The organism is Gracilibacillus sp. HCP3S3_G5_2, assembly GCF_052063305.1.
Classification (GTDB): Bacteria; Bacillota; Bacilli; order Bacillales; family Amphibacillaceae; genus Gracilibacillus.
This window is the reverse complement of sequence record NZ_JBQHXU010000001.1, coordinates 43,110-67,395: the sequence shown is the minus strand read 5'-3', so window position 1 is coordinate 67,395 and position 24,286 is coordinate 43,110. Positions and strand designations below refer to the sequence as shown.

Genomic DNA, 24,286 nt, shown 5'->3' with positions numbered 1-24,286 from the left:
ATGCAACTAATACCAGAATCTTATCATATGGAAGAGTATCTCCAAGAGCTAGATGTTGTTGATTATTCACATGCCGACATACAAAGGAAGAAAAATGAATTATTTAACGATGAACAGAATGAAATGGAAAAGGTGAAAAGAGCTTTTGAATTCGTAAGAGATGAAATCTCTCATTCTTGGGATATCCAAGGTTCAAAAGTAACCTGTCAAGCTTCAGATGTGCTAATAGCTAAAGAAGGTATTTGTTATGCAAAAGCTAATTTGTTAGCTGCCCTATTACGTGTTGAAGGAATTCCTACCGGATTCTGTTACCAAAGGTTAATGATCTTTGACACACCTGAAAAGGGTTACTCATTACATGCATTAAATGGCGTTTTTCTCCGTTCGTTAAATCGTTGGATACGAGTAGACGCTCGCGGAAATAAGCCTGGAGTTCAAGCGGAATTTTCTCTAGACAAAGAAAAATTAGCATTCACCATTCAAGAAGAGTTTGGAGAAATAGATTATCCTATTATTTATCATAAGCCTAATGGCAACACAATTGCTACGTTACAAGCAAATACAAATGTGATTGAAATGTATAAAAATCACCTTCCAGATACTTTATAATAAAACAAAGGCGATCAGCAAATGGATCGTCCTTTTTTATTATGAATATATACCGGAATTTGGAATATTATGCTAATGTTGAAGTGTATATATAGTCAAAGGATCCAATTTTATTCGAGAGAAGGGTGAAAATCGTGAAAATTATGGAAACAGAAAGACTTTATCTTAGAGAATTAAAAATGGAGGATACAGAAAAGTTAGCAGAGGTTCTCTCTGATTCAGAATCGATGCAATACTATCCAAAACCATTTAATAAGAAGGAGGTGGAAAAATGGATTCAATGGAATATCGAAAATTACCAAAAATATAATCACGGGTTATGGGCAGTAATTTTAAAAGACGCTGATCTATTCATTGGAGATTGTGGCATTACAATGCAAAAAATTGAAGAGGAAACAGTACCTGAGATCGGATTTCATATTATAAAGGACTACTGGAATAAAGGATATGCAACAGAAGCGGCAGCAGCTTGTAGAGAATATGCATTTGAAGTTTTACATTATCCAAAGGTCTTTTCCTACGCCACCATTAAGAATATACCGTCACAAAGGGTAGCAGAGAAAATAGGGATGCAGCAATATAAAGTTTTTGAGAAAAATGGAGAAAAACATATTGTGCAAGTAGCGTTTAATACTAACGTACTATCCTAATCATTTGCTCATCATTTGTTTAATCAACATAGAGAATTAAATAATATTGCTCAAAAAACTAAAGGTGGTTGTGTGATGAGTAAAATTAAGTTTGATTTCCCCGTAGCTGAAGAACTTATAAGGTGATAGAGGATAGAAAATTAAAATTGTTCATATTTGAGCTAGAGTTACAGCCTACAGACAGACCAGCTAATGGAGGTAGTTTTAAGAAAAACCCTAAAACTCCCGTCCAATTCCAACATCAAGCAAATTATTGAGGGTACCGCCTTCTCATGATATCCACGCCATTTTTTATTCATCTGTTAAGTACCAAGTTTATTAGATCTAGTCTTGATTTTGATACTTATCAACAGGTTAAGTGCCAACTTTGGTCGTGTGTTTATTAATTTTGGTACTTAATTGTGGTTTAAGTACCATTTTGACAAAGTCCTTTTTTAATTTGGTACTGAACCTTCTATAAAATGAAATAACTTTTTATCTTCAACTAATGGGTATCTACTTTAAGCAAATGAAACGTCCCATTCTTAAAATTGGACAGTATATTTAGGAACGAAAATATATCATTTAATAGATTTGACTAATTAGAGTTTGAGTTTGTAAACTAAGGTACTATTACCAGAGGATTATATTGAAAAATTAAGAGAAAACAGAATTATTAAAGGTGATTTATTTGAGTCAAACACAAATCCTTCAACAAGTTATTGATTATATTGATGATCATATTAAAGAAAAGTTATACCCGGAATACCTTGCGAAAATGGTAGGATACTCCCCTTATCATTTTTATCGGATTTTTCACAAACATCTTGGCTATACTCTAATGGATTATGTACTGAAAAGGAAACTACAATATGCATTACATGATTTAGTGATGGGAAAGAAAATTATAGACATTGCAGTAGAATACGGTTTTGAGACACATGCTGGTTTTACAAAAGCCTTTAAGAAATCTTTTGGTAGCCCTCCAAGCCTTTACAGGATCCACTGTCCAATTTCATTACCGCAGAAGCCCGACTTATCGAGACTTCAACATATGAAACTTGGTGGGATTGTGATGCAGCCTAAGATCACTACTAGACCTGCATTCTGGGTAATTGGTAAAACGTTCGAAGGGAAGGTTAAGAACGTTTCTTATACAAGGGATGAACCTGCTTATTGGAATCAGCCGGGATTAAATGATGGCTCTATAGAAAGAATGTTATATGAGCAACTTAAACCAAAAAAACATGGAGAGTATTGTATTAACCTACATAGTAGTGAAATTGATGGAGGATTTACCTATTTATTTTCTGTTGAATACGAAGAGGATATGAAACCTTCGAAAGAACTAACACGTGTAAAAATACCAGCTTCAACCTATGCCGTTTTTAAAACACCATCGGTTTCAGTAGAACATTTTTTCACTTCCATTAAAGGTACTTGGCAATATATCTTAGAGGATTGGTTGCCACATTCTTCGTATGAGGTTAATGAGGATTCATTTGATTTTGAATACTACGATGAAAAGTGTCATTACTGGGATTTTGACAAAATATATATGGAAATACATATTCCGATAAAAGAAAAAGATAGAACGTAAAAAAAATTACGCTCTATCTTTTTTTAAGGCAATATAAAATAAGAGTAAAACTGGTGATAATAAAACCGTACTAACGATAAGAGCAACTTTAATCGTGTATTTTGTTGCAATCAGACCAATAGCAGGACCACCACTTATTTGCCCTATTGAATCAACCTGTCCCTTTACTGAAAAGAATGTAGCACGCATGTTCGAATCTTCAATCAAGTTATTTAACCATATGTCAAATAAAGGATTTATCGATTCTCTGCCTATTTGAATGATTATATACCACACTAATAGCCCAATTATAAAAGTGGAAAAGGCAAACCCAAAAAGAGCTCCTATAATAAGAGCAGTACCAATAAAAAGAGAAATATACATATTCCTTTTTTGATTGTGTATGCTACTCTTACTAATATAATGAAGAACTACAAATGATATTAAAACAACAATAAATTGTATGGTCCCCATAAATAGTACTAAATGGGAATCTGATAAAATAGCAAGATCACCCTTATCAATCAGATGTGGCATCCATAAACGGTCAAATCCTTCACTATACAAACCGAAAATTAAAGCAATCAGAAGTAAAATTCTCAATATAAGACTTGCCCTGAAATAATGCATCATATTATTTAGACTATTTTTCATCTGAATTAACGAAGTTTCTCTTTCGTCCTTTTCAATTGGTTTAAAGTTATCTTCCTTCATGAATAAAAATAATAGTAATGATAGAGCAATCATACCAATTCCTCCTAAGATGATTGGTAAATTAACCATCATATAACCAACAATCATACTTATTGGAATTGCTATTACTTTACCAAGATTACTAGCCCTTGCTCCTTTTATTAAAGCCAATGATGCCCGTTCCTCACCAATTTCATCTACTATCCACGCCTGCCCAGCACCACTTGTGAACGTATAGCCGATACCCCATAATATTTGTGATAACAATACAGTAAGGAAAAATGGAAAAATTCCCTCAAGTAGAAAGCCAAGTCCTATTAAAATATATCCTATAGTAATAGAAAGTTTTCTGCTTTTTATATCTGCAACAATTCCGGTTGGAATTTCAAATAAAAAAACGGTTAGTTCTAAGACAGTTCCCACTAATACGAGTTGAAGAGGATTTAGTCCTACAATTTGAACATGATATACAAGACTAACCGTAAAAACAAATGTAAACAGAAATGCTGACAAAAAGTGAGTATAAATATATACCGTATATGGATTCTTTGACTTTAGTATGTTCATTCTTTTGGCCCCCTCTTTGCACTATTATAAGAAGGAGGTACATTCATTTCTTTTCCAAATTTGCGATTGTGCTGTTTCATTAGAAAACTCATTACTTTAGTGATGAGAGGTCCATTGTTGGAATAATATGATAGTATTAAACTAAGGAGTTAGCATGGCTTTTGAACGGAAAACTAAATCGAGGGGAATGGAATTGATAATGGTGGGGAAGCTTGTAAACCGGATGAACAATGCAATAGAAAAAAATAATTTTTCAGGAAGTGTGATGGTGCAAGATAAGAATAACATGAATGCAGAGATTAGTTATGGTTTTGCAAACCGTTCAGAACAGTTTGAGAATAAAGTAGAAACTCGATTTGGTATTGCATCGGGCTGTAAGCTGTTTACGTCGATAGCTATTTGTCAACTGGTAGAAAGAGGTAGGCTATCATTTGAGACCAAGTTACAAGACTGTCTAGACATCTCGTTTCCTTATTTCGATCCATCTATTTCCATTCATCATCTACTAACACATACTTCTGGCATACCTGACTATTTTGATGAAGAGGTAATGGACGATTTTGAAGAATTATGGATTAAGTACCCGATGTACACGATCAGAGAGTTAGAGGATTTTTTGCCATTATTTCAACAAAATGCTATGAAACTTCAAGTTGGTGAGAGATTTCATTACAATAATGCAGGATATATTTTACTCGGTTTAATTGTTGAACAGGCAAGCAACCTTAGCTTTTCCAATTATATTCAAGAAAATATTTTTAATAAGGCGGGGATGGATCAATCAGGATATTTTGAATTTGATGCTTTACCGCAAAATACAGCGCTAGGGTATATTGACTTCGCGGATGGAAGTTGGAAAACAAATATTTATTCACTTCCCGTAAAGGGTGGCTCTGACGGAGGAGCGTACACGACGGTGAAAGATATGATTAAGTTATGGAACTCGTTAATACATAATCAATTTTTAGCTGAGGGATATACGAAGAGGCTGCTTACTCCTCATGTGAAAACGAATAAGCAGGATAGTTATTATGGATACGGCATCTGGATTGAAAAAAATCATAAAAATATTTATAAGTATCACGTTATGGGGTATGATCCCGGTGTTAGTTTTCATTCTGCTTATTATCCAGATAGTGGTTATAAGGCTGTAGTTTGTTCGAACAAGTCAGATGGCGCGTCAGATATAATGAAAGTAATTGAAGATGATATACTTTGAAGCATAATTGAAAACGATTAATGAAGTAGCGAGAACTATTGAAAAATTCAAACAGAAGGAGAAAAAATGTACAGAAAAATCCATATAATGGGAGCGGCTGGTGCTGGAACTTCGACACTTGGTGCTTCACTGTCAGATGTGTTACCTCATAAACATCTTGATACAGATGATTATTTTTGGGAAACCAAATTTACAGAACAAAGACAAGTACCAGAAAGAAGAGAAATGCTTAAAAAAGATTTACCACAAGATGGAGATTGGATTTTATCTGGAGCAGTTTGTGGTTGGGGAGATATATTTAAAATCTGTTTTGATCTGGTTATATTCTTATGGATTCCTTCCGATATCAGGCTTGAAAGGTTGCAACAAAGAGAGTTTCAAAGGTATGGAAATGAAATATTAGCAGGCGGTAGTAAATACGAGCAATCAAAAGCGTTTTTAGAATGGGCTTCCTTGTATGAAGAAGCCGGTATGGATGTTAGAAGTAAAACTCTACATGAACATTGGATGACGGCCTTAACATGTCCCGTCTTAAGGATTGAAGGAGATTATTCAGTGGCAGAAAGAGTTGATATGGTCTTGGATTATTTAACATCTAACTAAAAATTATTTATGCTATAAAAGGAAGTTATGAATAAAGAGCTTAAAGTCTTTACATTTAATCAGATAGTAGGGTATATTGAAACATCCGTAGATAAAGGGCTATCGATTATTCAGTCAATACAACGTCAAGCCAATGAAAAACGCCTGGAGTAATCTCCAAACGTTTCAACATTCTATTATCAGTTTTCATTCTATATAACTTATTCCGAGTCAAATTGTGTAAAGATTGTATCCCTTTTTTCTTCATAGACTGTTTCTCCGGCAATCTCGTTGATGATCTTGATATTACGATCTACTGCTAATCCTAAATTAGTTGCTCCTGTACCGTGTGAGTGCTCCAAATTAGTTAAAGTATAAAAGTGATGATCCCTCTTTTCACCTTTAAAGACAAGCTTAAATTGATCATCTACTCTAAACCGATTGTCATCCTCCCACTCAATTTTATCCTCGAAGCGTTGATAAAACCAGTCGGGAATATTTGGTTTATATCCAGTCGCAAGTATAACCTTTTCAGTTTCAAAAGAAATATCTTCCCCTTTTTGCCATTGTTTCGCCTCCACTTTTAAGCGAGAACCGTTCTTTATCACTTGTTGAATCTCCGTTAATGGTTGAATAGTTACGGGTAGTCTTTTATTATCAACGGATCGATGGTAAAGCAGTTCGTGTATTTTATGTAATGTTTCTCGGTCAATCCCTTTTCGTAACTGCCCAAGGAGACCAAGAGAGTCTTTTCGTTCTTTAAACGGTAATTGATGAAAATAATCTACATAATCAGGTGTAAATACCTCTTGACCAATCTTACTATTATCTAGCTGTAAGAAAGCAGGTGATCGTGTATACCATGATAAGTGGTAATCGAAATACTCCTGCAGTTTTAATAAATCGTAGAAGATTTCTGATGCACTTTGGCCAGAACCGACAACGGTAATATGTTTTGCCTTAACTGTATGTTCTTTATGATACAAATATTGGCTGGAATGATGAACGTGTTCAGAGCCAATGTTATCTATTTTAAATGGAATCATCGGTGTTCCACCTGTTCCAAGTATGACATGCTTTGTGAAGTAAGATTGCTCTTTTTGCTCGCCCCAATGATTGACTACTACTTCATATTGATCACCGTGATCAATCACATCCTTAACTTCTGCTTTAAAGTAACAATTCGGCATTTGCTCCACTACCCATTTTAAGTAGGATGCATATTCCGCTCTAGGCATTTCAAATTTATGAAAAAAGAAAAATTTATATAAACGATTGTGTTCATGTAAATAATTTAAAAACGTATACTTACTAGTAGGGTTCGCAAATGTCACAAGATCGGCAAGAAAGGAAACTTGTAAATCAGTTCCTTCAATTAACATACCTGGGTGCCAGGCGAATTGGCCATTTTGATCAAAAAAGATTGTTTTGAGATTAGATTTTTCAGTTGTTAAAGTAGCGAGCCCAAGATTGTAGGGTCCAATCCCTATCCCAATAAGATCATATTGTTCCATAGATTTCCCTCATTTTCCATTATTTCTTCTTATTATATACATTTCATTAATAATTATCTATTTTAGAACTTGAAGTGGATGAAATATGGTAAAATATTAATGGAGGTGTCAAATGATGACGAATAGTGATGAGCGTTTATTTGGAATGTTAATTTATTTATTAAGCTTTTTTACTACTATAATCGGTCCCTTAATTATCTGGATGATCAAACGTGATGAGTCTCCATTTATCGACCATCATGGAAAAGAATACTTTAATTTCTTTATTTCTTTTACCATCTATGGAATAGTGAGCTGGATTCTGGTATTTCTGTTAATAGGTTTGTTACTATTACCAATTGTGGCTATTCTGGCATTTATATTTACCCTTATTGCTTTATTTAAAGCATATAGTGGAGAGGAATATCGAATCCCACTTGTCATTCGTTTTATTAAATAAAAGGATTTCGTAAAATAGTACAAATAAAAAGTATACATGCAATGAAGTAGGTTTGCATGTATACTTATGTTTCTTGATAATCGGCTATTACTCGGTTACTTCCAGATGGAACTCTTCATGTTCATGTAATCCAGAATCGTCAGTCACATGGACGACCACTTCTGCATGACCAGCTTCTTGAAATGAGTAGGAGTTTACATATTCACCAGGTTGATTTTCTTCTGCCTCAATCCAGTCATGTTTTTCGCTATTTTCCGTGATTATTTCTAAGCGTACTCGTGCATTCTCATAAGGTTCGTGATCCATTGAAAGCTCTACGATTATATCTACCTTTTTATTTATCGTTATCTCTTCTAATGGATTCATTTTTATTTCAAAGCCATGACTATGTTCATGTTCCTCATCAGCTGTTTCCTCGTGGGAAGCCTGCTCATGATGTTCATGCGTCTCACCGTTAATCGTAATCGAATGTTTAGGCATCGTGTGCATGCCTTCGGCAGTTGTATGAGCATAGATTTCGTATATGCCAGGTTCATCAAAAATCACTTCTGCAGTATAGGTTCCATCTTCATTATTAGTTGCTTCCATTGTTTTCGTATTTTCCTCATCCTCTACATTCCAATATTCGAACGTCATTTCTTCAGCGTCGGTAACAAGTTCGTCATCTCCATAAATAACCGTGGTTTTCAATAAGACAGCTTCTCCAGCTTCCGCTTCTTCAGGTAACTCAAAATCAACTTGGATTCCTTTTACTTCATCAGTAGCTTCATGTTCATGGTTCTCTGCATTACTACAACCGGCAAGGAAAATAAAAAAACTGATTAGCAGTATTAAATTTTTCATAAATACTTGTCCTCCATATTTTTATCTAATGTTAATATACGCTTACAATGATAAACAATCAATGAATAATATGTGACATTTAATGTTTTCTAGTCAGCGCAACTTTTATTAAATCAAAATAATTACTATTTACATTTGTATTTTAATAGTTTATAATACTATTAAATCGGACCCGTTACGATTTATTTTTTTCTGTCATCAATCGTAATGATTATGTTTTGATACATACAGGGGGGAGTAAGGAAGAATGAAAAAGATAGGAATTATTTTGTTCTTCGTCATGATTATGTTACTAGTAGGTTGTAATACCAGTGAAGGTTCCCAAACAACTGAAAGTAATGAAGGAACAAGTGAAGAAAAACTGAAAATTTATGCGACATTATTTCCATTAGCTTATTTTGCTGAAGAAATTGGTGGAGAGTATGTAGATGCCGAAATGATCATTCCACCTGGATCAGATGCACATAGTTTTGAACCCACATCAAAAATGATGGTTGATATAGCGGAAGCAGACATGTTTTTGTTTAATGGTATAGATATGGAAACATACGCAGGTACAATTAAAGACGCCTTAGATGGAGAAGATGTATTAATGCTTGAGGCTGCTGACGGAGTATCATTATTAGACCATGCACATGACCATGGAGATGAAGAGCATAGCCATGAAGAAGATCATGACCATGGAGTTGAAGAACATAGCCATGATGAAGATCATGACCATGGAGATGAAGAATATAGCCATGAAGAAGACCACGACCATGGAGATGAAGAGCATAGCCATGAAGAAGATCATAACCATGGAGATGAAAAACATAGCCATGATGGACATGATCATGCACACGGTGATAAAGATCCACACGTATGGCTAGATCCAGTTCGTTCGATTGATCTTGCAAGTAACATTAAAGATGCACTGATTGAATTAAAACCAGAGCAAGAAGAAGTTTTCCAAGAGAACTTTGAGGATCTTGAAGCTCGTTTAACTGAATTGGATGAGGTATTCCAAGAACGCTTAACCTCAACTGAGAATAATGAAATACTTGTGGCCCATGCTGCATATGGCTACTGGGAGGACAGATATGGTATCGAACAGATTGCGATATCTGGTATATCGCCTTCTCAAGAGCCGTCTCAAAAAGAATTGGAGCGAATTATTGATCATACGAAGAAATCAGGTATTAAATATCTAATGTTTGAGCAAAATATTGAACCAAATGTAGCGCAAGTAATTCAATCTGAAGCAAATGTAGAGTCACTTCAGTTTCATAATTTAGAAGTATTGACCGAGGAAGATATAGAAAATGAAGAAACGTATTTTACGTTGATGGAACGTAATCTAGAAGCACTGACAAAGGCTTTGGATTATTAAGATAAACATGGAGTGCATAATCACTCCGTGTTTTTTGTATACAGATATAACAGTAAAACATTAGGGAATAAATAAGGAATACATTTCAAAAAAGTGGGCAAAACAAAAATATTAAAGAATGAAAAGGAGTTTTATCAACATGATAAAATTAGCAGTGGTTTACTATAGTTCAACAGGAATAAATTATCAATTAGCAAATTGGGCAGCAGAAGCAGCAAAAGAAGCTGGAGCGGAAGTGAAAGTCGTGCGCGTTGCAGAGACAGCACCAAAAGAAGCGATTGCACAGAATACAGACTGGGAAAAACACATGGAAGAAACTAAAGATATCCCTGTTGCCACAACGGAAGATCTTGAATGGGCAGATGCAATTATTTTCAGTACTCCGACTCGATTTGGAAATGTAGCTTCCCAAATGAAACAATTCATTGATACACAAGGAGGTTTATGGGCAGCTGGTAAGACAGTAAACAAAGTTGTTAGTGCAATGACTTCAGCTTCTAATTCACATGGTGGACAGGAAGCAACGGTTTTAAGTCTTTATATATCCATGATGCACTGGGGTGCGATTATCGTCCCACCAGGATATTCTAATGATGTTATTTATCCGGCTGGAGGTAATCCATATGGAACAAGTGTTACACAAAGCCAAGAAGATGGTTCTATGGTAGAAGATGTACAAGCTGCCGTAAAACACCAAGCAAAACGTGTGGTGGACATAGCAAATAAAATACATGGTTAAGGAGAAGAAGCGAACCACTTGGTGAAGAGGTTCGTTTTTTTGTAGGAAAAGAAGAGTAAAAGTTACTCGCCAAGTGCTCTACACTTTTCTACTAGTGAGGTAAAACTTGAAGAAAAGCTGGAATTATGTCAAAGTATTATGTAGCAATAAAATAATGAATGTAGGGGGACCGGTGTTGCCGGTTGAGACTGTATCCGTAAGATGCTGACCCTTAGAACCTGATCTGGTTAGCACCAGCGTAGGGAACATATGAGATATTGGATATCTTTATGTTTGCGCCCTAGGCTAAATGTCTGGGCGTTTTCTTATATGTTCCCTAAGAGAAAGATAAAGAGGGGGATTATGATGAAAAAAGTTTTGCTTGTATTAATTAGCTTTTTTATTCTCACTGGGTGTGGGAATGAAGAAAATGCACAGGAAGAATTAGAGGAGGTTACATTAGTATTAGATTGGACGCCTAACACTAATCATACTGGGCTTTATGTTGCACAATCAAAAGGATATTTTGAAGATGAAGGATTAAATGTAGAAATAGTCATGCCAGGAGAAGCAGGAGCAGATCAGACCGTAGCTTCTGGTCAGGCAGAATTTGGCATTAGTTATCAAGAACAAGTAACAGAAGCACGTACGCAAGATATTCCACTTGTTTCAGTTGCAGCAATAATCCAGCACAATACATCTGGATTCGCCGCACCAGTGGAAAAAGAGATTACATCACCAGCTGATTTTTCCGGAAAAACGTATGGTGGATGGGGTGCTCCTGTTGAGTCAGCAGTTATCGATGCATTAATGAAACAAGAAGATGCCTCCGTAGAAGATGTTGAAATTGTCAATACAGGAAATACGGACTTTTTCACAGCAGTGGAACGTGATGTCGATTTTGCCTGGATTTACTATGGATGGACGGGTATTGAGGCAGAACTTCGTGGAACGGAAATTGATATGATTTACCTCACGGACTATTCGGAAAAATTAGATTACTATACGCCAGTTATTACAACAAATGAAACAATGATTGAAGAAAATCCGGAAACAATTGAACAATTTATGACTGCAGTAACTCGTGGTTATCACGATGCGATTGACAATCCAAGTGAAGCAGCAGACATTTTAACTGAAGCAGTACCGGATCTAGATGAAGAATTAGTTCATGCAAGCCAGGAATGGATTTCACCAAAATATCAAGAAGATGCTGACAGATGGGGTGAGCAATCAGCCGAAGTTTGGCGCAATTACGCAGAATTTATGTTTGAAAATAACTTATTAGAACGTGAACTCGATGTAGAAGCGGCATTTACTAACGAATTTTTACCAGAATAATGGAGGGATATGAATGGCCGAAGCATTAGTAAGTATACAAATCATTCCGAAAACACCAAATGGGGAGGATTCAATCCCTTTCGTTGATGAAGCGATTAAGATCATCGAACAAGCAGGTGTCAAATATCAAGTCAATCCATTGGAAACTACAATGGAAGGGAATCTAGGCGAATTATTAGCTGTTATTGAAAAAATGAACCAGCGTATGCACGAGTTACATTGTCCAAGTGTCATATCACAGGTGAAAATCTATTCACATAAAGATCATCAGGCATCGATGAATGAACTTACCAAAAAATATCGTTAAATGCAAAAGTGGTCAGCAAATTGAACAAGTGGCCAGTAAGCTACCAGAAGTGGCAGCAAACGATGAGAAGTGGCCATTAAATAGGAGCATGCCTCATGTTAAGAAAAGCGTTTTTACCAGTTATCGTGATCGTAAGTCTTTTACTTATATGGGAGGTTTCTAGTCGAATACTTAATATTCCAACTTGGATTCTTCCTGCACCTACAGTTATTATGCAAGAAGCGATCAACGGTTGGGATAATTATCAGCATCATATCGGGTCAACTGTTTTTCTGACTGTAAGTGGATTTGCCATCGGTATCAGTGTAGGGCTAATTATTGCAATAGTCCTTCATTTACTGCCCAAAATTCGAGAAGCGCTCTATCCATTACTTATTATGTCACAAAATATTCCAATTATTGTACTCGCACCACTGTTAGTTATTTGGTTTGGGTTTGGTGTTACACCGAAATTATTAATTATAACTCTTGTATGTTTTTTCCCAGTTGCTGTAGCTACAATCGATGGATTACGTCATACAAATCCCGAATTAGTTCATTATATGAAAATGGCGGGTGCTACGAAAAAGCAAATATTTACAAAGTTGGAACTGCCTCATGCAGTTCCCCAACTATTTTCTGGGCTAAAGATTTCAGCTACTTATAGTGTAATGGGGGCTGTTATTTCGGAATGGTTAGGTGCAAATCAAGGAATTGGTGTATATATGACATTAGCGTCTTCCTCTTTCCGAACTGACCGGGTTTTTGTTGCAATTTTATTTATTATGATTTTATGCCTGATATTTTTTGTAATTATTATAGCTACTGAAAAAATCATCTTAAAATGGCAACCGGGAAAGGAGGGCTCTTGATGAGTACGCTAGAACTGAAGAATATTACAATGAGCTTTGGTGAACAAACGATTCTGAATAATTTAGATCTGACAGTCAATGATGGTGAATTTGTCTCCTTACTTGGACCATCTGGCAGTGGGAAGAGTACTATTTTTCATCTGATTGGCGGCCTTTATCAAGCTGATCATGGCACGATTCGATTAGATAATGAAACGATAAACGGAAAAAAAGGTGCGATCAGCTATATGCCGCAAACACCATCCCTTTTCCCATGGCGCACAGTTTTCGAAAATGTCATTCTGGGTGTGGAATTATTTCAAAAGCCTGATAAACAAAAAGCACTTGAGATGCTGGAAAGAGCTGGCTTAAAGGACTACGTCAATTCTTATCCCCATGAATTATCTGGTGGGATGCGTCAGCGGGTAGCCTTTGTTCGCAGTCTATTAAGTCCGCAAACTTTCATCTGTTTAGATGAACCTTTTTCGGCATTAGACGAGTTTACAAGGTTAGAAATGCAAAAATGGCTATTATCAATTTGGGAGCAAGAACGACCGTCTGTTTTATTTGTTACCCATAATATTGAAGAAGCAATTTTTTTATCTGATCGAGTGCTTGTTTTAGGTTCCAAGCCTGCTAACGTAATCAAGGAATTTGCGATTGATTTCAATCGACCTAGAAAGGAAGCATTAACTTTAACACAAGTATTCCTAGAAAAAAAGAAGCAAATCTATCAGACATTACGAGGTGTTATAGATGATTGATGCACATATTCATTTGGATTGGTACAAGCCCAATGAGCAAAAAAAGATCATGGAAACATTAGAAGTTGATGGTATGATTGCGGTATCGAATGATTTAACAAGCTGCGAAAAAGTACGGCAGTTATCAAAGCAATACCCAACGGTATTTCCTGCGTTTGGCTGGCATCCGGAACAACTGATTTCAACAGAACAAGAAATAACGAAGATCGAAACAATGATTCAAACACATCATGACCAAATAGTTGCGATTGGTGAAGTAGGCCTGCCTTATTACAAAAGAATGGAGGAGCCTAATCTTGATCTCCAAGCCTATATCGATATATTAGAGCGATTCATGACTCTTGCCGTGCAATATGATTTGCCGATTGTGCTACATGCTGTATATGACGATGCGATGATAGTGTGTGATCTATTAGCTAAGCATGGCGTCAAACATGCCCACTTTCATTGGTTTAAAGGAGATGCTACCACCATTAAGCGGATGATAGACAGTAACTATATGATTTCTGTGACACCAGATTGCATCTATGAAAAAGAGATTCAGGAATTAGTCGAAAGCTATCCGATTGAGTTAATGATGGTAGAAACCGATGGACCATGGCCGTTCAAAGGACCTTTTCAAGAAAAAATGACGCATCCGAATATGATAAAAGAGGTAATTAAGCATATAGCAACTATTAAACAGTTACCAATACAACATGTACAAGAACAAATAGATCTGAATACAAAATTATTTTATAGATTAATCCATCGTTTTTAAAGAAAGATTGGAGAGTATAAGCAGGAAAATGAAAAATAAGGTGATAAAAAAGATTATGGCGCAACCTTATCTGGAAAGAATAATCTATCATCTAAATAAGCCCGATTGGTGATCTTATCCTTTCGGGCATTTCTTCATTATTCACAAGCTACTCCATCACCGTCACGATCTAAATGACTTCCATAACCGGTGTCATCTTCATGTAGAGGAGTTACCCCTGCTTCATGTGCTTCTGTACAATTAGTATAATATATATCCTCCTCTGGAGTTTCTGGCTCTCCTGTAGGATCATTTTCCACCACTTCATGATTAAAGCCATTTTCGTTCACATATCCATCGATACTCCAGATACCAATACCCGAATCTCGTGCTTGTTGTTCTGCTTGTTGCATTTCGTCTTGATGGATATAGGGAGGATCATAGACATAAGCATAGCGTGCTAAACCTTCCTCCAATAAAAGCTGATTAAAATTTTCACCATCTACCCAAATGTATCCAAGCATTCGATCATAGTTATCTCGCTTCGGTCCGTCGAATTCAATTTGAATATCTTTTCCTGCCAATTTTTCTATAGCAAACTCAGTGGCTTCTGGACCAAAAGGCTGAACAGGTAGGGTAGGATGTTTCGTTTCAGGTGTGTCTACTAATAAAAGTCTTACGGTTTCTTTTTGTCCATTTAATTCAATATTGAGTGTATCGCCATCGACTACACGACTAACCGTTGCATTGGAAAAACTGTCATTTTCCAAAGTCACTGTTTCATGTTCATCAGCTGGTTCCCTATTTTCTTGAGAGATTTTATCTTCGACAGAAGTATTAGATGAGGATGTCTCATTTTGATTCTTTTCCATCGGTGCTGTGCCACAGGCAGAAAGTATGACAATTAAAATAAGTAAACTGATCAACCATTTTTTTGCTAACATGATGTTTCCCCCAGTTGTTTTTAAACTTTGAAAATTAGTTTACTATAAAGAAGTACAGTTTGGAAGATATTTCGAAAGTCAGAATGCCTAATTCATTAGGGACTTAAATATGAACGTTTTATGAAGAATATGCCTTAGTAGTAGATAAAGAAAGAAAGAAATCGTTATAATAAATCTAATCGTATGTTATGAACGAAATGGTTTAGAAGGAACGGAAAGGAGCTATATAGCGATGAAAAAGCTACTTTTAGGTTGGATGATATTATTAACAATAGTGCTGGCAGCTTGTGGTGGCAGTAATGATGAGAATAATTCAAATGAAACAGAGGAAACAGCAACTGGCAATGGAGAAACAGTTGATATTAAAGCCTTAAACTGGGAATTTGATCAAGAGGAATATACTGTGCCAGCCGGAGAGGTTACCGTTAATCTGACAAATGAAGAAGGTTTTCATGGGATAGAAATTGAGGGAACGGATATTGTGTTGGCTGATGAGGGTTCTGCAACTACAACACTTGAAGCAGGTGAATATACGATTAGATGTTCAATTCCTTGTGGAGTTGGCCATAACGAGATGATAGCAACATTAATTGTAGAATAAAAAATATAAAGATCTCCTAGTATTTAGGGGATCTTTTTTATGTTAGAATAACCATAGAAAAATAATGAATAGAAGCTGCTCTTGCCAGGAGAATAATCTAATAAAAAGGGGTTTCTTATGAATATCCATGTATTATATGAGGACAATCACTTATTGATGGTAGAAAAACCGGTCAATGTACCTGTGCAACAAGATCAAAGTAATGATGAAGATTTGCTTACTATTTTGAAACAAGACATCAAGAAACGTTATCAAAAGCCAGGGAATGTATTCCTAGGGTTAGTCCATCGACTAGATAGACCAGTGGGTGGTGTAATGGTGTTTGCGAAAACTTCCAAGGCTGCCTCAAGACTATCTGACACGATTCGAAAAAATCAGCTGGATAAGACATATTTGGCTGTTGTAAGAGGGGTACCTGAACCTGCTGGAGAATGGGTCGATTTTTTGTGGAAAGACCGACGTCATAACATCGTAAGTGTATCGTCTAAAAATAATCCAAAAGCAAAAAAAGCGATACTTGATTATCAGCTAGTAGCAAGCGATCAAGGATTAAGTCTAGTAAAAATCAATTTACATACCGGACGTCCCCACCAAATTCGGGTTCAGTTTGCATCACGAGGATATCCGTTATATGGTGATCAGAAATATGGTGATAAGGTGAACAAGCCTGGTCAGCAAATTGCGTTATGGTCGCACAAATTACGATTTGTCCATCCAGTTCGTCAAGAAGAAATCAGTGGGATGTCATTTCCGCCTGATCAATATCCATGGTCTAAGTGGGACACATTTTTTACGAAATAGAGAGAGGAAGAATACAATGCAGTTTGGGGTTTATAGTTTATCCGAAATATTAGAAGATCCAATCACAAAACAGGAAGTAACCACAAAAGAACGAATAGATATGTTGATCGAATTGGCTCAATATGCTGATCAGGTAGGCTTAGATCTTTTTGGTGTGGGAGAACATCATCGTTTAGATTATGCCGTTTCTTCACCACAGATGTTACTTGCAGCAATTTCACAAAAAACAAGCAAGATAAAGCTGACAGCATTAACATCCCTATTAAATACTGCAGATCCAGTAAGGTTATTTGAAGATTTTGCGACGCTCGATTTATTATCAGGTGGACGGGTAGAATTTACTGCAGGCAGAGGAGCTTTTGTTGAATCGTTTCCATTGTTTGGTTATGACCAAAGTGATTATGATCAACTTTTCGAAGAGCATTTACAATTATTCTTACAACTGAACAAACAGCAGACAGTGACATGGAAAGGAAAATTTCGGTCAGCCTTGGAAGAAGCTGAGATTGCACCACGTCCTCTACAAGAAAGATTGCCCATATCAATTGGGGTAGGCGGGACGATCGAAAGTGCAGAACGTGCTGGTCGTAATGGATGTGGCTTAACAGTAGTGATGATCGGTGGTATTGCCAAAAAGTATCAACCATTGGTACAAAGATATCGAGAGGTTTACCAGGGAAATAAACCACAAGTTGCCATAGCTGGTCATACGTTAATACGTGAAACAGAGACAGAACTGGAGAAAGCTTTTTATCCATATTATGCAAACTATTGGGAGCACTTAACGAAACAGGGTATTGGTGGTGCCATGGGTGCAGCCAGAACGGATTTAGCATTTATTACGAGTAAAGAATCCACGCTATTTGTAGGGACTCCAGAACAAATTGTTGAAAAAATCCATTATCAATATAAGCTGTTTTCTCATGATCGTTTTTATGCACAAGTAGATTTCGGTGGTCAACCACTAGAATCAATCATAAAAACGGTGGATTTGTTAGCGAAGGAAGTTTTGCCGGAAGTAAAGAAGAGAGTAAATAATCACTTTTAATTGGCCAGTACATGCTTTTTTTCCCTGCTTATGATACGATTAAGTAATGAAAGCGGTTAAAAGGGGGATTTCATGAACTATAATAAAATTCGGATACCATTATTGACTGCATTAGTTATCATGATGATTTTAGATTTAACGGGTGTTATCCATGTTCCGGCTCTCGTTATTTTCATTATTGCGATTGCATTGCTATGGTATAACATTCATATTAGAAGAAACGTCTCAAAACAATATTATAAGAAGAAAAAGTAATAAAAAGCGGTTGGACATAATTAAATAGGTAGAACGAGAATCCGAACAATCTGAACTAAGCAAAGTATTTTACCGAGGCGGTATGTGTACTTAGGCTTTAATGTTCGGATTTTTTTCTATCTAATTACTCTTTTGTCCTAGCTTTTTTTGTTTGGTTTAACAGATTGTGGGCAAGTTAAGAGTAATCTGAAAATGGAAGGTGTAAGAACAATGAGAGATCGACTTATTGATTGGCCAACGTTTATTGGATCATTTTTATTGTTAATAGTGGTTACTTTACCTCTTGTTTTGTTCCCAGAAGCGGGGAAAGAAATAGTTGGCATGGCTAATACATTTATGACAACTAATTTTGGGGTGTTATATTTAGCGATGGGTTTGATTATATTTGCCTTTCTTTTATATGTAGCCTTTAGTAAGAATGGTCATGTCAAGTTAGGTGATGAGGGACAAAAACCTGAATTTAATTCTTTTTCATGGGCGGCGATGTTATTCGCTGCAGGGATTGGTTCTAGTATTTTATACTGGTCAGTTATTGAGTGGGTTTATTACTATCAAGAGCCTCCATTTGGTCTGGAAGGTGAATCAACAGAAGCAATTCAGTGGGCAACTGCTTATGGGATTTTTCATTGGGGACCGATAGCATGGGCGATCTATACATTACCAGCTTTACCAATTTCGTACTTTTTTTATGTCCGCAAGAAACCAGTATTAAAAGTAAGTGAAGCTGTTAGACCGGTTTTAGGTGGGTTAGTAGATGGCGTCCTTGGAAAATTAATTGATATTCTCTTTATTTTTGGATTGTTAGGTGGTGCAGGGACTACTTTAGCCTTAGGAGCACCAATGATCGCAGAAGGAATAAATTATTTAACCGGTTGGCCAGTTACCTTATGGTTGCAAGCAGTTATTATGCTCGTTTGTACGGTTATCTTTGCAGTCAGTGCCTATTCAGGTTTACAACGTGGTATTAAAGTTTTAAGTGATATCAACTTATGGTTAGCTCTTTTTATTTTAGCGTTTATTCTCGTGCTTGGTCCTACTCGATTTATATTAGAAACTACTTTTAACTCCATTGGGATTTTGTTACACAATTTCTTCAAAATGGCGACATGGGTTGAACCGTTTGAGAATTTGGGGGGATTTACCGAATCTGGATTCCCAGAAGAATGGACGGTCTTTTATTGGGCGTGGTGGCTAGTATATGCACCGTTCGTCGGTTTATTTGTCGCCCGGATTTCAAGAGGGCGAACGATTCGTGAGATGATATTGGGTACGATGGTATACGGGACACTTGGTTGTGTACTCTTCTTCGGTATTATGGGTAACTATGGGTTACATTTACAGTTAACAGAGCAATTCGATGCAATAAGTCATATGAATGATTTTGGAGCACCCGCTACAATTATTGCGATTATTGGTCAGTTGCCATTGCCAGGTCTAATGGTTGGAGCTTTTACCATTTTGGCGATTATCTTCTTAGCAACTACATTCGATTCGTCCTCTTTTATTTTAGCATCTGTTGCACAAAAAGAAGTGGAAAATGAACCATTAAGATGGAACCGACTGTTTTGGGCATTTACCTTATGTATTATGCCATTAACATTAATGTTTCTAGGTGGGTTGGATACTTTACAAACTGCTAGTATTGTTGGTGGCTTTCCGTTAATTTTCATTATGTTCTTATTAGCATGGTCATTCATGCGGGCTTCCAATCGTGATATTACCGCATCCGATAATTATGAATCACCTACAATTCATATTGAACGTTGGAAGAAGAAAAAGAAGAAGCGTTCAGCATTAGAGGTATTAAAAGATCAAAATCCAGATCCGCCAGAGGATTAATTTTACGACCAGTTGTTCAAGCTGGCCGTTTTTTTTTATCTTGATAGCTATGTAGCTCAAATATCTTATCGAAATATATTACAACAGGTGTCTTTACACATGTATAATAATCTGTATAATAAGAATCATGACACGAAAGGATAGGTGAGAGAAGTGAATCAAAAAGAAAAATTCTGGGGACTTATTATTTTGATTATTGTTATTCTTGGATATGTGATTCCTTACACATTCCTCAGTGATGTCACGAAATGGTATGGAAGCTTTTTGATTTGGTTGGTATTAGCAATCCTTACCATACTGGCGAATTACTTATTAACGGCAGATTGGAGTGGGGAGGAATGAGCACAACTCTTGTTTGGTCAACCATTGCAATCTATGTCGTAATTGCGATTGTGCTTGCATTTTTATCAAGGAATGGCAAACAAAACAGTATGGCTGGCTATTTTTTAGGCGAACGAAAATTAAATGGATTTGTATCTGCTTTAAGCTACAGCGCCACTACTTATAGTGCTTTTATGTTAGTCGGACTCGCAGGTCTCACTTATAATGGTGGGGTAGGTGCATTAGGATTTGAAATTATTTACTTTATGGGTGTTTCGCTTGTGGCTATATTTGGTCCACGTTTCTGGTTAGTCGGAAAAAAATATGGTTACGTAACACCTTCAGAAATGTTAGGGGATCGTTACGAAAACAAATGGGTAGCTGTAGTTACAGCGATTGCTAGTTGTTTATTCCTGATCCCATACAGTGCTGTTCAATTAACAGGAATTGGATACTTACTGCAAGGTGTGACAAATGACGCAATACCGTATACCACAGGTGTTATTATTGCAACGATAGTAGCTCTTATCTTTTCCTATATTGCAGGGATTCGTTCAGTGGCATGGACTGACTCCCTACAATCGCTTATTATGATTATTACTTCTTCTATTGTCGTTATATTGATTGTGAATAGTTTAGGGGGGATGAGTGGTTTTTTTGCATCGATTGAAGCAAATGATCCACAGGCATTAGCAGTTCCAGGAAATGGATTTTTTAATTTTTGGACATTTTTAGGTTTGACAATACCATGGTTTTTCTTTAGTATTTCCAATCCGCAAGTCAGTCAACGACTTTTTATGCCTGACTCGTTAAAAAGTATGCGTCATATGTTAATGGGTTTTTTGATTTTTGGACTTATTTATACAATCGTATCTGTTGTATGGGGTTTTTCCGCATCTATTCTGTTCCCGGATTTAGAAAATGCGGATTTAGCTACACCAATGTTGTTATCTTCTGAAGTGGTTCCACCAATTTTAGGGGTGATAGTGATGGTGGGGATAATGGCGGCTGCGATTTCAACGATTGATTCCATATTATTAACATTATCATCTTTATTTTCGCGAGATGTATATCGCCATGTTAAAGGGGACGCAGAAGACCGCAAGCAGTTATTAATCGGTAAAATTGTCATCCCGGTAATTGCTGTATTATCCTATTTATTTGCCCAATTAGAGCTTGACTTAATTGCGGTACTTTCTGTTGCATCCTCAGCTGGATTAATTGTTGTCGTACCGGCAATAATTGGGACATTCTTCTGGAAAAAAGGTACAGCAGCCGGTGTCATCATCAGTGTCACGATCAGTAGTCTTCTCGTGATTTACATTGAAGCAACTGGCGGTTTATTGCTTGGCTTGAAGTCTGGTTTGTGGGGAATCGTGGTAGCTACTATCTTATTTGTTCTGGTAAGTGTTGTGACAAAACCACCGGAAGAGAAAGCAAATGAATTTATTGATTATGTGAAAGGACGTATGAAAAATAAGAAGTAGTCGGTTACCACTGACTGCTTCTTTTCCTTTATTTATGTTGAAAAGGTACTGGAAATTATCTCTTCATTAGACGAGCAAATTAATGCTATCCGTAATGTAACAGTTCAGGAGATGGTTTAACTAATTCACTAAATAAATATAACTTATCGTAAATAGAATGTATTTTTCTAAATAACTTGATTCTCCCTTTGTCTTCCCATAAAATCGAATCAATAAAAGATAAACTTATTAGCTGATTTTAAAGGAGAGATTGATTTGCCAGGTATTAAATTTGAAATTATTGAACAGGTAGCAATACTTTCAGAATCTTCGAAAGGGTGGAAGAAGGAAGTAAACCTTATTAGTTGGAATAATCGTGAACCAAAATACGATATCCGTGACTGGGCGCCAAATCACGAAAAAATGGGGAAAGGTGTTACGCTAAGTTTAGAGGAATGGCAAGCATTAAAGGAGTTTATGAAAAAACATTAGCGGTTTTCGTATCTATAGAAAAAATCTTTTAGTTTTTCCTACCATACTAAATCACGTCATTATCATTATAAAAGATGGAGCAAATCTGAAGTGAATCGGATTTGCTCTTCATTTTATATTTTTTTCCGTTCTACTTGGATTTTTATAAGCCGACTTGATAGTCGCCGGGGCAAGTGTGGATTAAAAAAACTACATTTATTTTTTTGAAAAAAAGTTTGTTAGATTTTCTAACAAAAACCATGACGATATAATGGCAACTATTGTAGGATGGTTAGTAACAATAGATGTTAAAAAAAGTTACATGGAAAAGGGGAAATGAAAAATGGCAACAATTGCTCCAGAGAAAACAGTGGACACTGTATCACAATTAGACGTGATTAAAGAAGAGATGAAGACAAAACATGTAGAATTATTACATTTACAATTTGTTGATATCGAAGGATCGTTAAAGCAAGTATCGGTAACAGCGGAACAATTAGACGATGTTGTTGCAGGTAAAACAATGTTTGACGGTTCATCCATCACAGGTTTTACACCAATAAATAAATCAGACTTATATTTATTACCAGATTTGAACTCATTTGCAGTTTTACCTTGGACAGAAGAGGAAAATTACTCAGAAGCACGCTTTTTGTGTAGTGTAACGAACCCTGATGGATCATTATTTGAGGGAGATCCGCGAAATATTCTAAAAAAAACGGCAGATAAAGCAAAAGAGAAAGGTTATTCCATTAGTGTAGGTCCAGAATTAGAATTCTTTTTATTTGAAACAGATGAAAAAGGGCAGCCGACTCAACAGGTTCATGATAAAGGTGGCTATTTTGAACCGGCACCATATGATTTAGGGGAACGCGTACGACTCGAAATCTATAAAACATTGAAAAAAATGGGATATACTATTGAAGCATCTCACCACGAAGTTGCTGAAGGGCAACATGAGATCAATTTTAAATTTGCTGATGCATTAACTACAGCAGATAACGCAACTACTTTTAAATGGGTAGTAAAAACAGTGGCACAACAATTCGGGCTACGTGCAACATTTATGCCGAAACCAGTATTTGGTGAGAATGGTAACGGAATGCACGTTAATATGTCGCTATTTGATGAGAAGGAAGGGAAGAATGCATTCTACGATGAATCGGATTCCCGTCAATTATCAGAAACAGCCTATGCCTTTATCGCTGGATTGTTACACCATGTACCATCATTTGTTGCTTTTACAAATCCATTAGTAAATTCTTACAAGCGTCTAGTACCAGGCTATGAAGCTCCTTGTTATATCGCGTGGTCTGCGTCAAACCGTTCTGCATTAGTACGCATCCCTGCAACTCGTGGAGCTGGGACTCGTGTGGAAATCCGTTGCCCGGATCCAAGTGCCAACCCTTACTATGCTTATGCTAGTATTGCAGCAGCAGGTATTGATGGCGTGGAAAAATCGCTACAGACACCAGAAGAAATTGTTGATGACATCTTCAGTATGAGTGATGAAGAACGTGAAGAGCGCGGTATTGAAAACTTACCAACAACTTTAGGAGAGTCGATTCAAGCATTAGAAGCGGGCGAAATTGGCAAAAAAGTCCTTGGTGAATATGCGTTCAACGAATACCTGTCATTGAAGAAAGATGAATGGGACAGTTACCGTATTGCCGTTACAGAATGGGAATTAGATCGATACCAAGCAAAATTCTAAAGGAACTAATAAATAGTCTGAATTCCAATCGAATTCAGACTATTTTTTTGATTAAACGATTCTGAGCAGTTACAATTAATGTAA

26 protein-coding genes and 1 riboswitch are annotated in these 24,286 nt (G+C 36.4%); of the genes, 22 read left to right on the top strand and 4 right to left on the bottom strand.

Annotated features, from left to right (window positions below):
- The 3 genes from ACTNEP_RS00325 (at position 1) to ACTNEP_RS00315 (ending at position 2,838) form a co-directional block, all read left to right on the top strand.
- On the top strand, positions 1 to 609 hold the full coding sequence (locus ACTNEP_RS00325) for a transglutaminase domain-containing protein (RefSeq protein ID WP_441159549.1): 609 nt from the start codon (positions 1 to 3) through the stop codon (positions 607 to 609).
- 143 nt (positions 610 to 752) lie between these two features.
- Positions 753 to 1,259, top strand: a complete 507-nt coding sequence (locus tag ACTNEP_RS00320) for a GNAT family N-acetyltransferase (protein ID WP_441159969.1) — start codon at positions 753 to 755, stop codon at positions 1,257 to 1,259.
- A gap of 670 nt (positions 1,260 to 1,929) precedes the next feature.
- Positions 1,930 to 2,838: an AraC family transcriptional regulator gene (locus ACTNEP_RS00315; RefSeq protein WP_441159548.1), complete on the top strand. Its 909-nt coding sequence runs from the start codon at positions 1,930 to 1,932 to the stop codon at positions 2,836 to 2,838.
- A gap of 6 nt (positions 2,839 to 2,844) precedes the next feature.
- Here the strand turns inward: ACTNEP_RS00315 and ACTNEP_RS00310 are convergent, their stop codons facing one another.
- Positions 2,845 to 4,077, bottom strand: coding sequence for an MFS transporter (locus ACTNEP_RS00310; protein ID WP_441159547.1), 1,233 nt, complete (start codon positions 4,075 to 4,077; stop codon positions 2,845 to 2,847).
- A gap of 199 nt (positions 4,078 to 4,276) precedes the next feature.
- Between ACTNEP_RS00310 and ACTNEP_RS00305 the strand changes: the two genes are divergently transcribed.
- Both ACTNEP_RS00305 and ACTNEP_RS00300 read left to right on the top strand, forming a co-directional pair.
- Entirely contained in the window at positions 4,277 to 5,296 is a 1,020-nt protein-coding gene (locus ACTNEP_RS00305) for a serine hydrolase domain-containing protein (protein ID WP_441159968.1), read from the top strand.
- Between the two features lie 66 nt (positions 5,297 to 5,362).
- Positions 5,363 to 5,899: an ATP-binding protein gene (locus ACTNEP_RS00300; protein ID WP_441159546.1), complete on the top strand. Its 537-nt coding sequence runs from the start codon at positions 5,363 to 5,365 to the stop codon at positions 5,897 to 5,899.
- Between the two features lie 200 nt (positions 5,900 to 6,099).
- On the opposite strand, the gene ACTNEP_RS00295 is transcribed toward ACTNEP_RS00300, so the two are convergent.
- Positions 6,100 to 7,392 (bottom strand): lysine N(6)-hydroxylase/L-ornithine N(5)-oxygenase family protein, encoded by a 1,293-nt coding sequence (locus tag ACTNEP_RS00295; RefSeq protein ID WP_441159545.1) that lies wholly within the window; start codon positions 7,390 to 7,392, stop codon positions 6,100 to 6,102.
- 115 nt (positions 7,393 to 7,507) lie between these two features.
- Between ACTNEP_RS00295 and ACTNEP_RS00290 the strand changes: the two genes are divergently transcribed.
- Complete coding sequence (locus ACTNEP_RS00290) at positions 7,508 to 7,831, top strand: DUF4870 domain-containing protein (protein WP_441159544.1); 324 nt, start codon at positions 7,508 to 7,510, stop codon at positions 7,829 to 7,831.
- 87 nt (positions 7,832 to 7,918) lie between these two features.
- Here the strand turns inward: ACTNEP_RS00290 and ACTNEP_RS00285 are convergent, their stop codons facing one another.
- Positions 7,919 to 8,674 (bottom strand): FixH family protein, encoded by a 756-nt coding sequence (locus tag ACTNEP_RS00285; protein ID WP_441159543.1) that lies wholly within the window; start codon positions 8,672 to 8,674, stop codon positions 7,919 to 7,921.
- Positions 8,675 to 8,921: 247 nt separating this feature from the next.
- Here ACTNEP_RS00285 and ACTNEP_RS00280 point away from each other — a divergent pair, with 247 nt between their 5' ends.
- From ACTNEP_RS00280 to ACTNEP_RS00250, 7 genes are all read left to right on the top strand, one after another.
- A complete protein-coding gene (locus tag ACTNEP_RS00280; RefSeq protein WP_441159542.1) occupies positions 8,922 to 10,043 on the top strand; it encodes a metal ABC transporter solute-binding protein, Zn/Mn family in 1,122 nt (373 codons plus the stop codon).
- Positions 10,044 to 10,182: 139 nt separating this feature from the next.
- Complete coding sequence (wrbA, locus tag ACTNEP_RS00275) at positions 10,183 to 10,782, top strand: NAD(P)H:quinone oxidoreductase (protein ID WP_441159541.1); 600 nt, start codon at positions 10,183 to 10,185, stop codon at positions 10,780 to 10,782.
- A gap of 152 nt (positions 10,783 to 10,934) precedes the next feature.
- A riboswitch (TPP riboswitch) is annotated at positions 10,935 to 11,044 on the top strand.
- An 83-nt stretch (positions 11,045 to 11,127) separates the two neighbouring features.
- Positions 11,128 to 12,102: an ABC transporter substrate-binding protein gene (locus ACTNEP_RS00270; RefSeq protein ID WP_441159540.1), complete on the top strand. Its 975-nt coding sequence runs from the start codon at positions 11,128 to 11,130 to the stop codon at positions 12,100 to 12,102.
- A 13-nt stretch (positions 12,103 to 12,115) separates the two neighbouring features.
- A complete protein-coding gene (locus ACTNEP_RS00265; RefSeq protein WP_441159539.1) occupies positions 12,116 to 12,409 on the top strand; it encodes a thiamine-binding protein in 294 nt (97 codons plus the stop codon).
- Between the two features lie 95 nt (positions 12,410 to 12,504).
- Entirely contained in the window at positions 12,505 to 13,260 is a 756-nt protein-coding gene (locus ACTNEP_RS00260; protein ID WP_441159538.1) for an ABC transporter permease, read from the top strand.
- Entirely contained in the window at positions 13,260 to 14,003 is a 744-nt protein-coding gene (locus tag ACTNEP_RS00255; RefSeq protein ID WP_441159537.1) for an ABC transporter ATP-binding protein, read from the top strand. Before ACTNEP_RS00260 ends, ACTNEP_RS00255 begins: the two co-directional genes overlap by 1 nt.
- The gene (locus ACTNEP_RS00250) at positions 13,996 to 14,763 is read left to right on the top strand and encodes a TatD family hydrolase (RefSeq protein ID WP_441159536.1); all 768 of its coding nucleotides are present in this window, start codon (positions 13,996 to 13,998) and stop codon (positions 14,761 to 14,763) included. The genes ACTNEP_RS00255 and ACTNEP_RS00250 overlap by 8 nt, the downstream gene beginning before the upstream one ends.
- A gap of 137 nt (positions 14,764 to 14,900) precedes the next feature.
- Here ACTNEP_RS00250 and ACTNEP_RS00245 read toward each other — a convergent pair whose 3' ends face one another.
- Positions 14,901 to 15,686 carry a thermonuclease family protein gene (locus ACTNEP_RS00245; RefSeq protein WP_441159535.1) on the bottom strand — a complete coding sequence of 262 codons (786 nt, stop codon included), beginning with the start codon at positions 15,684 to 15,686 and terminating at the stop codon, positions 14,901 to 14,903.
- 232 nt (positions 15,687 to 15,918) lie between these two features.
- Here ACTNEP_RS00245 and ACTNEP_RS00240 point away from each other — a divergent pair, with 232 nt between their 5' ends.
- From ACTNEP_RS00240 to glnA, 9 genes are all read left to right on the top strand, one after another.
- Complete coding sequence (locus ACTNEP_RS00240) at positions 15,919 to 16,287, top strand: cytochrome C oxidase subunit II (RefSeq protein WP_441159534.1); 369 nt, start codon at positions 15,919 to 15,921, stop codon at positions 16,285 to 16,287.
- Between the two features lie 117 nt (positions 16,288 to 16,404).
- A complete protein-coding gene (locus ACTNEP_RS00235; protein ID WP_441159533.1) occupies positions 16,405 to 17,088 on the top strand; it encodes an RluA family pseudouridine synthase in 684 nt (227 codons plus the stop codon).
- Positions 17,089 to 17,104: 16 nt separating this feature from the next.
- Positions 17,105 to 18,136, top strand: coding sequence for an LLM class flavin-dependent oxidoreductase (locus tag ACTNEP_RS00230; RefSeq protein ID WP_441159532.1), 1,032 nt, complete (start codon positions 17,105 to 17,107; stop codon positions 18,134 to 18,136).
- Between the two features lie 72 nt (positions 18,137 to 18,208).
- Positions 18,209 to 18,391, top strand: coding sequence for a hypothetical protein (locus ACTNEP_RS00225; protein WP_441159531.1), 183 nt, complete (start codon positions 18,209 to 18,211; stop codon positions 18,389 to 18,391).
- A gap of 210 nt (positions 18,392 to 18,601) precedes the next feature.
- On the top strand, positions 18,602 to 20,230 hold the full coding sequence (locus ACTNEP_RS00220; RefSeq protein WP_441159530.1) for a BCCT family transporter: 1,629 nt from the start codon (positions 18,602 to 18,604) through the stop codon (positions 20,228 to 20,230).
- Between the two features lie 153 nt (positions 20,231 to 20,383).
- Positions 20,384 to 20,572, top strand: coding sequence for a hypothetical protein (locus ACTNEP_RS00215; protein ID WP_441159529.1), 189 nt, complete (start codon positions 20,384 to 20,386; stop codon positions 20,570 to 20,572).
- Positions 20,569 to 22,038 (top strand): sodium:solute symporter family protein, encoded by a 1,470-nt coding sequence (locus ACTNEP_RS00210; protein ID WP_441159528.1) that lies wholly within the window; start codon positions 20,569 to 20,571, stop codon positions 22,036 to 22,038. The genes ACTNEP_RS00215 and ACTNEP_RS00210 overlap by 4 nt, the downstream gene beginning before the upstream one ends.
- 255 nt (positions 22,039 to 22,293) lie before the next feature.
- Complete coding sequence (locus ACTNEP_RS00205) at positions 22,294 to 22,509, top strand: YdbC family protein (RefSeq protein ID WP_441159527.1); 216 nt, start codon at positions 22,294 to 22,296, stop codon at positions 22,507 to 22,509.
- Positions 22,510 to 22,831: 322 nt separating this feature from the next.
- Positions 22,832 to 24,202 (top strand): type I glutamate--ammonia ligase, encoded by a 1,371-nt coding sequence (gene glnA / locus ACTNEP_RS00200; RefSeq protein WP_441159526.1) that lies wholly within the window; start codon positions 22,832 to 22,834, stop codon positions 24,200 to 24,202.
- Positions 24,203 to 24,286: the final 84 nt, after the last annotated feature.